General features: G+C 39.6%; 13 protein-coding genes. 6 read left to right on the forward strand and 7 right to left on the reverse strand.

Annotated elements, in window-relative coordinates:
• Positions 1-62: 62 nt before the first annotated feature.
• The gene (locus tag EDC37_RS00990; protein ID WP_132546995.1) at positions 63-1784 is read right to left on the reverse strand and encodes a methyl-accepting chemotaxis protein; all 1722 of its coding nucleotides are present in this window, start codon (positions 1782-1784) and stop codon (positions 63-65) included.
• 319 nt (positions 1785-2103) lie between these two features.
• Here EDC37_RS00990 and EDC37_RS00995 point away from each other — a divergent pair, with 319 nt between their 5' ends.
• From EDC37_RS00995 to EDC37_RS01015, 5 genes are all read left to right on the forward strand, one after another.
• Complete coding sequence (locus EDC37_RS00995) at positions 2104-3390, forward strand: hypothetical protein (RefSeq protein WP_132546996.1); 1287 nt, start codon at positions 2104-2106, stop codon at positions 3388-3390.
• A 166-nt stretch (positions 3391-3556) separates the two neighbouring features.
• Positions 3557-4501, forward strand: a complete 945-nt coding sequence (locus EDC37_RS01000) for an AAA family ATPase (RefSeq protein WP_132546997.1) — start codon at positions 3557-3559, stop codon at positions 4499-4501.
• Between the two features lies 1 nt (position 4502).
• A complete protein-coding gene (locus EDC37_RS01005; protein WP_132546998.1) occupies positions 4503-5627 on the forward strand; it encodes a DUF58 domain-containing protein in 1125 nt (374 codons plus the stop codon).
• Positions 5624-8008, forward strand: a complete 2385-nt coding sequence (locus EDC37_RS01010) for a transglutaminase-like domain-containing protein (protein WP_132546999.1) — start codon at positions 5624-5626, stop codon at positions 8006-8008. The genes EDC37_RS01005 and EDC37_RS01010 overlap by 4 nt, the downstream gene beginning before the upstream one ends.
• 27 nt (positions 8009-8035) lie before the next feature.
• Entirely contained in the window at positions 8036-9202 is a 1167-nt protein-coding gene (locus EDC37_RS01015) for a DNA polymerase IV (protein WP_132547000.1), read from the forward strand.
• A gap of 153 nt (positions 9203-9355) precedes the next feature.
• Here EDC37_RS01015 and EDC37_RS01020 read toward each other — a convergent pair whose 3' ends face one another.
• On the reverse strand, positions 9356-9715 hold the full coding sequence (locus EDC37_RS01020; RefSeq protein ID WP_165874430.1) for a winged helix-turn-helix transcriptional regulator: 360 nt from the start codon (positions 9713-9715) through the stop codon (positions 9356-9358).
• 364 nt (positions 9716-10079) lie between these two features.
• On the opposite strand from EDC37_RS01020, the gene EDC37_RS01025 reads away from it, so the two are divergent.
• The gene (locus EDC37_RS01025; protein ID WP_132547001.1) at positions 10080-10394 is read left to right on the forward strand and encodes a hypothetical protein; all 315 of its coding nucleotides are present in this window, start codon (positions 10080-10082) and stop codon (positions 10392-10394) included.
• 172 nt (positions 10395-10566) lie between these two features.
• Here EDC37_RS01025 and EDC37_RS01030 read toward each other — a convergent pair whose 3' ends face one another.
• The 5 genes from EDC37_RS01030 to EDC37_RS01050 form a co-directional block, all read right to left on the reverse strand.
• Positions 10567-11361 carry an ABC transporter ATP-binding protein gene (locus EDC37_RS01030; RefSeq protein ID WP_132547002.1) on the reverse strand — a complete coding sequence of 265 codons (795 nt, stop codon included), beginning with the start codon at positions 11359-11361 and terminating at the stop codon, positions 10567-10569.
• Positions 11361-12242, reverse strand: coding sequence for an ABC transporter permease (locus EDC37_RS01035; protein ID WP_132547003.1), 882 nt, complete (start codon positions 12240-12242; stop codon positions 11361-11363). The genes EDC37_RS01030 and EDC37_RS01035 overlap by 1 nt, the downstream gene beginning before the upstream one ends.
• Positions 12243-12261: 19 nt before the next feature.
• Positions 12262-13269, reverse strand: coding sequence for an ABC transporter substrate-binding protein (locus EDC37_RS01040; protein ID WP_132547004.1), 1008 nt, complete (start codon positions 13267-13269; stop codon positions 12262-12264).
• A gap of 293 nt (positions 13270-13562) precedes the next feature.
• Entirely contained in the window at positions 13563-14426 is an 864-nt protein-coding gene (locus EDC37_RS01045) for an RluA family pseudouridine synthase (RefSeq protein WP_132547006.1), read from the reverse strand.
• On the reverse strand, positions 14423-14650 hold the full coding sequence (locus tag EDC37_RS01050) for an AtpZ/AtpI family protein (RefSeq protein WP_165874431.1): 228 nt from the start codon (positions 14648-14650) through the stop codon (positions 14423-14425). The genes EDC37_RS01045 and EDC37_RS01050 overlap by 4 nt, the downstream gene beginning before the upstream one ends.
• Positions 14651-14739 lie beyond the last annotated feature (89 nt).

Consider the following 14739-nt stretch of genomic DNA (forward strand, 5'->3'; position numbering starts at 1 on the left):
ATATATAAAATAAGACATTTCTAAAGAGGTACATTAGAAATGTCTTATAAATAAATTGTTAATTATATTTTAAATTTGCGTACAGCCTGACGTAATTCGTCTGCCATTTGGGAAAGTTTTTGGCTGGAAGAGGCAATTTCTTCAACAGAGGCTGATTGTTCCTGCGTTGCGGCAGAAATGTTCTGCGTTTCTTCAGAGGCCTTTTTACTTTCACCGTCTATTTCCTGTACAGCGGATACAACATTTTGGGCGTGCCCTGTTACTTCTTCGATGGAAGCAGAGATTTCACGGATTTGTTCTGTCATATCTTTGACCATATGGAGAATTTGTTTAAAGTTGCTGCCAGCACTGGAAACGACAGATGCACCAGTATCAACTTCGTTTTTGCTGTCGGCCATAAAGGTGACGGCATCATCGGTTTTGGCTTGTACCTGTCCGATGAGGTCAGTGATCTGTTTGGCGGCATCTTGGGATTGTTCTGCCAGTTTCCGGACTTCTTCGGCAACTACGGCAAAGCCTTTACCAGCTTCTCCTGCCCTTGCCGCTTCAATTGCTGCATTGAGTGCGAGCAGGTTGGTTTGGCCGGCAATACTGGATATGACATCGACAATTTGGCCGATTTGTTTGGATTTTTCTTCCAATTCACCAATAACAGATGCGGTGCTATTCGTTTTGTTTTCAATGATTTTCATTTGGTCTACGGCATGTGTAATAGCGCCTTCACCGTTGTTGGCTGTTTCGGCTGTTTTGTCAGCAGAACCTGATACGGTTTGGGTGTTTTCGGCTACCTGGTTTATTGCAGCGGAAATTTGTTTTACTAGATTGTCGGCAGAATTTGTGAGCTTAAGCTGGCGTTCAGCACCGTCAGCAACTTGTGTTACGGAGCCGGCTATCTGATTGGAAGCCTGCGCTGATTGTTCGGCACTAGCTGTCAATCCTGTCGAGGAGGTGGCCAGCTGTTCAGAAAGCGCGAGTAAATGGGATAAGAGGTTTTTGACACTGTTTTGCATGGAATCAACCGCTCGTGAAATTGCCCCAAATTCACTTTTGTCGTTCATGCTCTTGGGCGGGACAGGTGTAGAAAAGTCACCAGAGGCTAAAAGGTCAAGGAAATCAACGACATTAGTCATACGTGAAGAAATCTGCTTGGTAATAAGCCAGCCAAGTGAAAATGCCAAGATAATACCGATAATAATGATGGTTGAAAATGTTATGTTAGCAAAGGTAAAGTCTTTTTCATTCTGCGCGTTCATATCGTCAGCAGATTGGTTGATACTATCAGCTAACGCGGCTAATTCATTCATGAATTTGTCAGATACCGGTTTTCCCTGGGCCTTAAAAAGGGCATAGGCATCGCCATTTTGGCCTTGTTGTGCAAGTGTAAGTACAGTTTGTCTGACTGAACGGTACTTGGCTAAATCAGCTCTAATTTCCGTGAGCTGGGTTTTAGTCGTGTCACTCATAGGCATTTTTTCGAATTGTGCTAGGTTTTTATCGAAATTGTCTGCCCGTTTGTCGATATCGTTTCGTAATTCTGTTTCTTCTTGGTTATCGGTTGTCAATATTAAGGCTTGGATGTCCGACTCTATCTTATGAGCTTCTGACATGTTGCCATTGACAAGTTCAACTGCCATGAGTTTCTCTGCATACATCACGTGCATATTTGCATTTGTCTTGTTGAGAAAATAATAGCCGACACCGCCGACGCCAACAAGAGAAACAAGTACGATGCAGAGTAGTAAAACGAGTTTTTGTTTGACCTTAAGATCTTGAATAAAATTCAAAATATCGCCCCTTTTTTTGTAAAAATGTTATGTAAATGATACTAATGTAAAAATAATAGAAAATTATGATAAAAAAACTTTAGGTGTATTTGTACATTGTGTAAGTTCGTTATGCTTGAGGAAAATCCTCTATAAATAGTCAAATTTGCATGTAAATAATAAAAATAAAGAGAAGTTATAGAATGTATGTAGTTTAATGTTGTTGATAGATGATTTATTCTGTATAATAAAACGTTAAGGGCATTATGAAGATGCCACTATTTTTTAGCTGTGGAATCAAGACAGATGTATGTAATTATGGTAGATGGAGGAATATAAATTGAATTTTAAATGGATGAGGACAGTATGTGCCTTTTTATTGGTGTTTGTTTTTTTCGGCGGCAATACGATGGCGCAGGATTCTAATGGAACACTTGGCAGCGTTGACCCGGCGGCAATGCAGACGTACACAGAAGCGCTCCAAAATATGGATCAGCAAAATGCAAATAATGATGTGCAGTTATTGATAACTATGCCAATGGGGAAGCTGACACTGGAAGGGAATATTGAATATCAAAAAAACCCATTATTGGTTAAAAATGATATAAAGGCACAATTTCTTACTAAGGAAAACAAGGTGTTTCCTGTTTTTGCCACGACGCAATATATGCAGGCTGATGGTAATGGTTTGCTGATTTATTCATCAAATGGACAGCAAGGGAAAAAGAAAAAATGGTATTTGAGAAAAGTACCACTAACTGATCCTTTTAAGCAGAATTTATTGCTTTTACCTGCTAGTGAAGAATATTCACAGCATGTACAGAACCTGACAACAGCTGTCAAAGAAGTTTATGTTGAAAGTGAAGATGACAGTACGCAGCATCTTAGAGTTGTTTTTGATAATAAGAAATTATTTGATACTAATATAGCAGCTTTTTTTAGTGAAATGGACCCGACCTTGTCAGGTGCGGATAAAGCCGGAATGACAGAGGTTTTGAATAATTTGATTACGATGTTGCAAAACAGTAGTGATGTATCAGGGACAATAGATATAGATAAGAGTACGCATAAAATTGTAACAGCTGATTTTGATTTGAGTGATCAAATAAAGATTCTCGCCAGATCGGCATATACTTCTTTAATACCAACTCCGACACCATTTAAAAGTGATGATGAAGCAATTTTTACTGAAGATAATAAAGTTGCAAGTAAAGTTGCCGATAGTAAAGTAATAAATGCAACTGCGGATAATAATGTAGCAAATATAAATACAAATGATAAAGCAGCGAATGCAGTTGCAGATAGTAAAGTAGTAAATGCGAATGCCGATAATAAGGCAGCAAGTGCAGATGCAGATAATAAGGTTGCAGATAGTAAAGCGATAAATGCAACTGCGGATAATGATGCAGCAAATGCAGATGCAAAGAATAAAGCAGCAGGTACGGATGCAGAAAATGCATTGCTGAATAATAAGGAAGCCATAGAAAACCTGATAAATAATTCTACAGCACATATAATAATAAATGTGAAACCAGTAGATAATATCATGGATTTGGCCATTCCCCAAAATGTACGTGATTCCGCTGTAGAATTAAAGATGGGCGGAGCATTAAGCAAAGCAAAATAAAATAAATAAATGAATAAAAGGCAGCCGCTGAAAACGGCTGTCTTTTACTATTTTGCAGGAGAAGCGGAGACGCTGGTAAAATTTGCTATAAAAATTAAATTAATAATGGTAAAATATTACAGAGGTTTTTTATTTTAACCATATTCTATTCCCGGAGGGGTAGCCGATGCCTGACGAAAATTTGATAATAAAAGCTGTTCTGGATGAACTGCAGAAAGTTATTATTGGTAAAAAAGATGTGTTGGAGAAAATTTTGATGGCTATTTTAGCAGGAGGGCATATCCTCATAGATGATATACCAGGAGTGGGGAAGACCACCATCTCTATTGCTTTTGCTAAAGTATTAGGGTTGGCACAGAAGCGGTTGCAGTTTACACCGGATATACTCCCTTCTGATATTACGGGATTTTCGATGTATGACAGAAACAGAAATGAGTTTTGTTATGTAGAAGGCGCAGCAATGACAAATATTTTGCTGGCCGATGAAATCAACAGAACTTCACCGCGTACCCAGTCTGCCCTTTTGGAAGTAATGGAGGAAGGCAGTGTCACTGTGGATTCGGTCACTAGAAGTGTGCCGAAGCCTTTTATCGTTATTGCTACCCAAAATCCAGCCGGTTCTATAGGTACGCAGGAATTACCTGAATCGCAGGTAGACAGATTTTTGATAAGAATTTCAATAGGTTATCCTGAGGTCGAAGAGGAGATAGCTATTTTAAAAGGAATCCGTGAGAATCCGCTAAACAATATAAAAAGTATCCTTAATGCGGAAGAATTGCTTGCGCTGCAACAAAAGACAAAGCAAATATATGTGGACGACAGTATTTATGAATATATAGCAAAACTGGCTAAAGCCACAAGGCAGTCACCGGCAGTTATGCTCGGCATAAGTCCGCGTGGCAGCATTGCCGCTATACGGATGACACAGGCGCGGGCTATGCTCTATGGCAGAAATTATGCGCGCCCGGATGATGTCGTAGCTGTTTTGAAACCGGTTTTACAGCATCGTTTGATAATGGATAATAGGGCAAGCTTTGAACGCAATTCACTCGATAAAGTTTTTGCCGAAATAGTGCAGACTGTTCCATTGCCTAAAATTACGGAGCATTAATATGGCAACACGTTGGTTTATTTATATATTTGGACTTTCTTTCAGCATATCATTGTATATTTTATATACACAGTATGAAGCGTTCCTTTTGTTGGCACTGTTGCTGCTTATACCGATAATATCTTTATGTCTGCTTTTTATCGGACAAGGAGCGATGACGATAAAACTATTGCAAAGGCAATTTGTAGTAATGCGTGGCAAAACTGTAGAAATACCTGTTCTTTTGAAGAATCGTCTTCATTTGCCATTGGTAGATTTTACACTTAGCATGGGTGCAAAGGATACGAGCGGGAATTTTTATGCGAACCAGGAACTGTCCATTGACAGTTTTGTTTTGCATGTAGGCAAGCGGTACTGTGCATATCAGGCCATGCGTTGTGGGCGGACAGAGCTGCAGTTTGGCAACAGTGTTTTTTATGACCTTTTAAAGATGTTTACATATAAGAAAAAAATAAATTTGACGGCGGCGGTGTTTATAATGCCGAAATTTTATAAGGATTTTACAGCTGTTGGTAGGCAGGCAGCACAGATGGTGCAGCCTGCCGGTGAATTGCTTGGCATAAGGCCGTACCGTTATGGGGATATTGGCAGAAGCATCCATTGGAAAGTAAGTATTGCGCACGATGATATTTATGCAAAGGAATTTTATGTAGAAAATGAGACGGGACATACATTGCTATTGGATATACCCGCTGCTGCAAAGACACAAACCTGCAATGGGATATATGACACTTTTTATGCTGTGGGCGCATATCTCATAGGGCGGTATGGTTGTTTTAATTTTGCTTACCTGCTGCGGACGGGCCTTTGGGTTGAAGTACCGGTTACATCGATGCAGGCATTTGACCAGCAATTAATCGAATATATGCGTGCTGACCGGATAGAGGACACTCTGGTAAATTTACGGGGCTTAGCGGATACAAGAAAAACATATGAGAATAGTATATTTTATGTATCAACTGCCAATATGCAGGATATAGTAAAAACCATCGGCGGGCAGCTGGCTTCGCAGTTAACTGCTTTTACGGTGGGTAGTGATAGTGCTTCTGCAATAGGCGAAGCGGATGTCTTTATCAATGAAAATGATGTCGCTGGCAGTTTGGCTGCGGGAGTGTGGCAGTTATGAAATTTACAGGGAAATATTTGTCGTCTATTATTAGCATAATTTTACTAAATGCAGGCGTCTTGGCAGTGGCCAGCTGTATTTTATCTTATTCGACAATATCGCTGGACAGCAGAAACATATTGGCTTCCGTGCTGTTTTGTACCTTTATTTATATTTTCTTTCGCATTGCGGGAACAACTGGATGTTTGATTTTTCGTATCTTATTTTTCTTAGCGGCAGTGTATTTTATATATGAGTATAGGACAGAACTGTATTTGAGCTTGCTTTATACGGTAAATAGTTTTATAGATGTGTTGAAACAACCATATCATTTGAATATACAGGCATTTAAATTACCAGCTGCTGACGAATTGGGTTATGTGGTAGACGCACAGCCGGTATTATGGCTACTGTTGTTGGGGTTAGGCACGATATTCCAAATATTGATGAAAAGCACGAAAGGAGCAGCGCTGTTATTGGTGTTGACTGTTCCTGCCTGCTTGTTTGGCATCTATTTTAATGTGATGCCTGATCCATACAGCTTGACTGGTGTAGTTGCGTTTTGGCTTGTGCTTTTTATTCATATGAATGAAAAATATGATAAAAAAGTAGCAATGAGGGCACTTGTAATATGGGCTATTGTTTTGGTGGGAAGCGGCCTGATTCAGTATGCTGTACCCAAAGAGAATTATCGGCATCCTGATTTTATGCAGTTATTGCCACAATCAATAAGGGATTTTCTCAATGAATATCTTTCCCCAAATGGCGCAGCCTCAGCTTTAAACGATATACGCCATGGCATCAACGGACGCGGTGAGCTGGGAGATATAGACACCTTGAGGCAGACCGGCCGCAGAATAATGGAAGTGCAGACTTCATTACAGGTAAAGGATCGACTTTATCTGCGCAATTATTCGGGAGCAATATATAAAAATAATTCATGGAATGATCTGCCTGAAGATGTATATAAAAAATATGACAGGCTTTTTGCGGCATATTCACCAGGGGCATGGTATGACCAAAGTGTTATTATCTTTGAGGCCTTGGCGGGTGATGAAAAAGGCCGTAATAGATTGGCTTCGTCCATGCAGACGGGGGAACAGTATAATGAACTTTTCGGGCCGCGTCAGTTTAGGATAGCCAAGTTGTTTGTAGAAGATAATGAATATTTTTTCCCCTATAATACTGATATATCAAGTTCAAGTTTTAAATATGATAAAATTGCCCAGGATACAGGTGGTAAACTTTATAAAGCTACGGTTTATGGGCAGCCACCGCGTTATGATATGCTCGATTCCTTCCTCACTGACTATGGTTCCGAAAATAAATATTTAGCATATTATGTGCAGGCGGAAAGAGCTTATAGAGATTTTGTATATAATTATTATTTGCAGGTGCCTGCTGGTGTTTTAGATAATTTTGACACAAAATTCCCCGTCAGAAAAGTACGGACACATGCTGAACGGGAACAGCTGATAAGCAATTTGCAAAAGTATTTTCAGGAAAACTACCGTTATACGCTCTCACCTGGACGGTTACCCGCAGGCAAGGATTTTGTCAGCTATTTTCTGGATGAATCGCATGAAGGGTACTGTACCTATTTTGCTTCGGCGGCAGTTTTGATTTTGCGGCAGGCTGGGATACCGGCGCGTTATGTCGTTGGTTATTCTATACCGGAAAATACAGTGGCTGCTGGACAGGATTTAGGCAAAGATAATTACGGGAGACCCGTGAAGGATTTTACAGTTACGGATAAACAGGCTCATGCATGGGCAGAGATTTATGAAGATGGCTGGGGCTGGCGGCCGATAGATTTCACGCCGGGATATACAGGGGCTGCTTCACCACCGGCTACAAATCAGGAAAATACTTCACAGGAACATAAACAACAGGATAATAAGTATGAAACACCACCGGAAAAACCTGCCACAGCTGACACAAAGCCTCCAGTGCAGCAAAATGGGGGAAATACTTTTTCCTTAATAATATTTTTGGTTGTAGGTGGAATAGTTATTTTAGGATTCGTCTGGTGCAGATATTGTCGACGGAACATCGACAATATCTTGCGGGATGATTTTACTGCTGCAAATACGGCATTGCGTTTGCGGCAATTGTATGCTTATATGGAACGGCTGGCAAAGTATACAGGGCTGCGTCGTCCTTCTTATATGGATTATTTGGACTATGCCGGTTTTTTGCGGGAACATGAGAAAAAGTGGCAGAAAATTGCAGTTGAAGATTTTGTCAATATAGTGTTGCAAATGAGATTTAGCAGTGGCACAGTACCGGAAGAAAGAAAACTGACAGAGGCTGTGCAGATTGTTCGCAGGATGCGGGGCAGCCTTTATGATGGTTTGAATAGTTGGCAGAAATTATTATTCAGCTATATTTATAGGCTGTAAATTAGGTTGTACAGAGATGGTGATTTAATGAAGCGGTGTATAATGCATGTGGATATGGATGCTTTTTTTGCTTCTGTTGAACAGGCCGACAAACCACAATTGAGGGGAAAACCGATAATTGTCGGCGGAATCGGCACTCGTGGTGTCGTTTGTACTGCCTCTTATGAGGCGCGCAAATATGGCGTGCATTCTGCCATGTCAGGTGTAAAAGCGCATCAGTTGTGTCCGGAAGGAATTTTTTTGCCGGTTAGGCATGCGCGATATCGTGAGATTTCCAGCGTTATTTTTTCTATTTTTGCTGAGTTTTCACCGAAAGTGGAACCATTATCTATTGATGAAGCCTTTTTGGATATAACCGGAATGGAGATGCTGTATAGTACGCCGCAGGAATATGCCGTGAAGCTAAAAAAACGCATTTTTACACAGACTGGAGTCCATGCTTCGATCGGTATAGCACCAAATAAATTTCTAGCTAAATTAGCTTCTGATTTGCGAAAACCCGATGGCTTAGTCATAGTAAAAGAAGAGCAAAAAAAGGAATTTTTAGCAGAGCTGCCTATTAGTAAGCTGTGGGGAGTAGGAGCGAAGACAGCCCAGCGGCTGCAAATGGCTGGCTATTTCAAAATAGGTGATATAGCAGCTGCTGATAGAGCCGTTTTGCGATGTTTGCTTGGGACTAAAAATGCTATACATTTGTGGCAGATGGCTAATGGCATAGATGATAGAAAAGTCGAATGTGACCGTGACTTAAAATCAGTGGGCAACGAGGAAACCTATGAAGAGGATATCCAGGGGCAGGAAATAGTTCAAGAAAAATTTCTGGCTCTGGCGGAAACTGTCGGTTGGCGTTTGCGGGAAAAAGGTTTAAAGGCAAAGACAATAAGCATAAAAGTACGTACTGATAAATTTATTACTTATACGAGAAGCTGTACGTTGCCAGAAGGCGTCAACTTTGATAAGGTACTGTACGAATCGGCTATCAACTTGTTTAGGGCTTTGGCTTTCTCCGGTAAAATACGTTTGCTAGGCTTGACAGGAAGTAATTTTTCTATCATTGAAGAACAATCTTTATTTTGTGGTGATGGGAAACAAGAAAAGCTTTATAAAACGATTGATGGGATAAAGAAACGATTTGGTATGCAGTCTATTACTAAAGCGCAGCTGTTGAAAAAAAATAGGGATAAAGGGAAATAGGATAAAGTGTTTTGCCTATTGATTTGAAGGGATAGTAAAAACCGCCGGAAGTATTGTTTCCGGCGGTTTTTGCTATAGTACGTATTTTCTTAAAATATGAATAATAAATATAAAGATTGCCCAGATATCAGTATTTAACTAATAAAAAGATTTTTAAACATGGGAATTTAATAGAGTTTTTTGGTTCTTTTTAATATGGGCAATATACTTATTGCCCCATGCTTCTAATGAGTTTAGTACAGGTTTGAAATCATTACCAATGTCACTGAGTGAATATTCGACTCGAGGTGGAATCTGATTATAAACTTTCCTTTTTATAAGACCATTTCCTTCCAATAATCTAAGCTGTTTCGTAAGTGTAGCCTGTGATATTGGATTTAAAAGCTTCTCCAATTCATTAAAACGTAAGATCTTTCCATCAAGGAAATGCATGATTAAAAGTGACCATTTACCAGTTAAAAGCTTTTGCGATGTAAAGTATGGGCATTTTCCAAATGAATTTTGTTTGTCCAAGACACGTCCCCCCCGTCAGTGTACTTTATATATTAACTATTACAAATAACGTATGATACAAAAAATACGTTGCATATAAATGATACTGTAAATATATCGAAAAAGCAAGTTGGGGAAATGTTATATTGTAATACGATATTGTTTGATTTTATGGTTATTTAAAAATTTTTTAGAAAAAATTTAGAAAAATATTATTGATAAATAGCTTTTAGTGCCTATCGGGTACTAAGTTTTATAACAGAAACTACTTTACTTTCATGGCGTATGATAGTATTATAATCACATAAACAAAAAGTTATTAGATAACAAAATAAAAATTAACCAAATTAATTTACGAGTACAAAAAAAGAAAGGGTTGTTTATAATGAAAAAGAACATATTTGCTTTAACTGCTATTCTCTTCGGAGTCGCTTTTACAGGTGTCACTAATGCCAATCCGGTTCAGTCACCTTTAACCATAACAAATATGAGCAGTAGTGAAAAAGGAATTTACAGGGATGTAGTGGATAGTAATCCTACTTCTTATAGCAAACGGGAAGTCAATGGTCACGTGTATGAAAGCTGGGTTGATAATGCTACAGCTTATACAAAAGTAGATGGAAATTTGGTAAAGACATATCAGATAGATAATGGACAAGGAAAAAGAACCATTATTAATATGAGCAGCAATTTAAGATAAGATTGGTTTTAGCTGTAAGGATATTTACAAACATAATGTCATAGACAAGAAATTGTTTAGGCAACAATATAGAAATAACAAGATTAATTATTACTTAGAAAAAGAAAGGGTTGTTTATAATGAAAATAGTTATTTTGTGCAGCTTCATTTTGTTTGGGTAAAGATGTTTAACTTAATTGAGAAGCATCCGATCGCTGTCAATTTCATTGCCAGATGCTTTTTCAAACATTTCTAGAAGATCTTGGACTTCTAAATTCTTTTTTGCATCACCATTGACGTCAACGATGATTTTTCCGTTATACATCATTATCAGGCGATTGCCGAAGCGCAATGCGTCGCGCATATTATGTGTGATCATCAGAGTCGTTAATTTGCGGCTGCTGATAATATTGTCAGTTATAGCGAGAACTTTTTCAGCAGTTTTAGGGTCAAGTGCTGCGGTATGTTCGTCCAAAAGTAAAAGCTTCGGGTTGGCCATTGTGGCCATTAACAAAGTAAGCGCCTGTCTTTGGCCTCCGGACAATAAGCCTACTTTACTTTCAAGCCGGTCTTCCAAGCCGAGGTTGAGCGATTTTAAAAGCACACGGAAATTTTCCCGTTCGCTTTTGGGAGCACTCCAGCGGAATGACAAAGCTTTACCACGTCGCGAAGCTATGGCAAGGTTTTCTTCAATCATCATACCGGCAGCAGTGCCCATCATTGGGTCCTGAAAAACACGGCCGATGAATTTGGCACGCTTGTGTTCAGGCCATTTAGTAATGTCATTACCGTCAATTATTATTTTTCCGGTATCAACGATAAATGTACCGGCTATTGAATTCATCAATGTGGATTTTCCTGCACCGTTACCACCGATTACAGTTACGAAGTCACCGGGTAAAAGGTGCAGTGATACGTCATTTAAAGCGCTTTTTTCAGTTATTGTACCGGGATTAAAGGTTTTGGAAATATTTTCTACTCTGAGCATTACCTTGCCATCCTTCTTCTTTTATCATTGAGTTTAGCTTTGAACAGCGGCATTGAAAGAGCTAGTGTTACCAAAACTGCGGTAAAAAGCTTTAAGTCATTCGGCGGCATGCCTATTTGCAGAACTATCGCTATAACTATGCGATAGACTATTGAGCCGAGTACCACGGAGATAAGACAGTTCCTGAAGCTTTTAGTGCCGAACAGCACTTCGCCGATGATTACAGAGGCAAGACCGATAACGATGGTACCTACGCCCATGCCTACATCAGCAAAACCATTGCTTTGGGCCACTAGAGCACCAGAGACAGCAACCAGTCCGTTGCTCATTAATAGTCCCAGTATAATTGTCGTGTTGGTATTTACACCGTTGGCGCGGATCATGTGTTGGTTAAATCCGGTTGCACGGATAGCAGCACCAATTTCTGTGCCAAAAAACCAATAATTTATTATGCCTACTACCAATACTATGACAAAACCGACGAGCAGTACCATCATTTGATTGTCAAGCGGAATAGGAAATATCGTAAAAATTGTATCAAGCTGTAAAAGTGATAAATTGGCTTTGCCCATTATACGTAAATTGACAGAATAAAGAGCAATCATCGATAAAATACCGGCTAACAATGCAGGTATTTTTAGTTTCGTATGCAAAAAACCGGTGACGACACCGCTTAGCATACCAGCCACGCAAGCTATCAATATAGCAGTAATTGGATTATAACCTGCGGTCAAGAGTGCGGCTGCCACTGCACCGCCAAGAGGAAAGCTGCCTTCTACAGTAAGATCGGCAATGTCAAGGACACGGAACGTGAGATATACACCAATGGACATAACGGACCATAAAAGTCCTTGTGATATTGTAGGAATAATGAGATCCAAAGTAATTCTCCTATTGTAATTATTCTATAATGTCGGCACCCTGTAAAATACTATCCGGGATAGTGATACCAAGGGCTGCGGCATTTTTCTTGTTTATGGTTATTTTTAAATCTTTAGCTTCTTGAATAGGCATGTCTGCAGGTTTTGTTTTACCGTCCAGAATGTCAGCGGCCATATGTCCGGTCTGTACGCCTAATTTATAGTAGTCAATACCGTAGGTGGCAAGGCCGCCCTGTTTGACCATGTTTGGTTCAGCGCAGATGATCGGGATTTTGGCAGGGTCTGTAATAGCTGCAAGTGTAGGCATCGCTGAAGCGATTACATTGTCAGTTGGTTCATAGAATACATCAACTTTGCCTACAAGACTTTGCGCTGCCTGCTGTATATCATTTACAGTGGATACAGTAGCTGTTTCGACTTTTAAGCCTTTTGATTCAGCATATTTTGTCATTTGTTTTACTTGTATTTCTGAATTTATTTCACTGGAAGAATATATTGTCCCAATGGTTTTTGTATTAGGAAATAATTCTAAGAGCAAGTCAATTTGTTTTTCAATCGGGCCGTTATCGCTTGTACCTGTTACGTTAGCACCTGGTTTTTCATTGGAAGAAACCAGCTTGGCACTTTTATAATCAGTGATAGCGGTAGCTACTATTGGAATGTCCTTGGTTACATTGGCGACTGACTGAGCCGCAGGCGTAGCGATAGCACAGATTAGGTCATCTTTATCAGATACAAAACGCTGGGCAATGTTTTTCAGGTTGGATTGATCAGCTTGGGCATTTTGTTGGTCAATTGTAATATTTTCACCCTCTACATATCCGCGTTCTTTGAGACCAGCTATAAAGCCTTTGTTAGCAGCATCCAGGGCATTGTGCTCGACAAGCTGGACAACACCTATTTTGAAGTTCTTTTTGCCATCGGTGGAATTGTCAGCTTTTTGTGTACCGCAGCCAGCAATGATACCTGCGGTTAAAAGAGTAGTAAGTCCTAATGCAGCGAGTTTTAATTTTTTTCCTTTAAACATATAATAGCCGCACCTTTCTAAATTTTATCAATATAAATAAAGTCCTTATTTCAACTGAAACATTATCAGATAAAATAATCAATGCCTTTAATTATACAAGATTACAAGGCAAAAATCTACTATTGGATAGTTCCTTTCCACATAGGCAGGTAAATTGGACAAGGAGAAAAACCTCTTAAATAAAAACTTTTGAGAGGTTTATGATATAATATCAATTATTTATTAGTAAAATAAAGATTGTACTAAAAGTCGTACAGCAGTTACATGTTGATGGGGAAAAATATATTTATCCTTTATAGCAGCTTGCGCATATCCATGGGTAAGGGCACCGAAAGATCAAAATTTTTTCCGCTCATTGGATGGGTAAATATCAGTCTGGAAGCATGGAGAGCCTGACGGGAGATGAGTGCACAGTCGCCGCCGTATAAGTCATCACCTAAAAGGGGGTGCCCGTCAGCTGCCATATGCACACGTATTTGATGGGTACGGCCTGTATAAAGCTGCAGAGTGATGAGACTGCGCTCCGGCATAGTTTGTAAGACTTTATAACGGGTCAGTGCTGGTTGGCCGGCCGGTGTAACCATACGCTCGATAATGCTGCCCGGTTTACGGCCGATAGGCATGCAAAGCATAGCTTCTTTCGGTGCTGGGCAGCCACTGACTACAGCTTGGTAAAATCGGCATATTCTGCCGTGTGAGGCAGAAAGATAATACTGTATCTGCGGTTGTTTAGCAATGATGATGAGACCGGTCGTATTGCGGTCAAGGCGGTAAACAGGATGGCAGCCGGCTTGCTTATGTGTTTGCAAATAGTAACCGGCAACGATGTTTACCAATGTATCCTTATAGATTTTACTTGTCGGGTGGATCACCAGATCCGCAGGTTTGTTGATTATTAAAAGCCATTCGTCTTCATAAACGATATCAAGCGGTTTTTGGCAAGGGGTTATAGAAGATGAATTATCATTAAGGTCATAAGTGACGATATCACCTGCTTTGACAAAGGCATTGGCCGCACACACTGGATTGTCATTGATGCATATGTTTCCGTGCCATTTTATTTTTCGCCATAGATTGGTTGAGATTTTTCCATATGAGGCCAGAAAATAGCGGAGTTTTTGTTCTTTATGTCCAGCAGGAACAATAAATTTTATCATAAATGGTCTTTCTTTATAATTTGGTAAATGCTTATGAGAGCCAGGAAAAAGCCTATTATTATGCCGATGCAGGTTAGTACCGGCAGGGTTGCAAAATATACGTCAGCTTTATAACCGAAGAAGGCCATAAAACATATTATAAGAGCAAAACTGATGCCAAGTCCGCTGACACGGCCGAAGAGCTGTAATGTAGATCTTGTATTTTTGTTATTTTTTACAGACATAGTTATCACCCTCCACAATTTTAGCATACTTAAGTAATCTATGATATAATTAAGAAACGTATCAGGTTGGTATATGTATATAGGTTAAT

Source organism: Pectinatus cerevisiiphilus (genome assembly GCF_004341685.1).
Taxonomy (GTDB): domain Bacteria; phylum Bacillota; class Negativicutes; order Selenomonadales; family Selenomonadaceae; genus Pectinatus; species Pectinatus cerevisiiphilus.

Coding starts and splice junctions, on each gene's coding strand:
- EDC37_RS01000 (WP_132546997.1), top strand. CDS start 3,557: ATGCCTGACGAAAATTTGATAATAAAAGCTGTTCTGGATGAACTGCAG.
- EDC37_RS01005 (WP_132546998.1), top strand. CDS start 4,503: ATGGCAACACGTTGGTTTATTTATATATTTGGACTTTCTTTCAGCATA.
- EDC37_RS01010 (WP_132546999.1), top strand. CDS start 5,624: ATGAAATTTACAGGGAAATATTTGTCGTCTATTATTAGCATAATTTTA.
- EDC37_RS01015 (WP_132547000.1), top strand. CDS start 8,036: ATGAAGCGGTGTATAATGCATGTGGATATGGATGCTTTTTTTGCTTCT.
- EDC37_RS01025 (WP_132547001.1), top strand. CDS start 10,080: ATGAAAAAGAACATATTTGCTTTAACTGCTATTCTCTTCGGAGTCGCT.
- EDC37_RS01030 (WP_132547002.1), bottom strand. CDS start 11,361: ATGCTCAGAGTAGAAAATATTTCCAAAACCTTTAATCCCGGTACAATA.
- EDC37_RS01040 (WP_132547004.1), bottom strand. CDS start 13,269: ATGTTTAAAGGAAAAAAATTAAAACTCGCTGCATTAGGACTTACTACT.
- EDC37_RS01045 (WP_132547006.1), bottom strand. CDS start 14,426: ATGATAAAATTTATTGTTCCTGCTGGACATAAAGAACAAAAACTCCGC.
- EDC37_RS01050 (WP_165874431.1), bottom strand. CDS start 14,650: ATGTCTGTAAAAAATAACAAAAATACAAGATCTACATTACAGCTCTTC.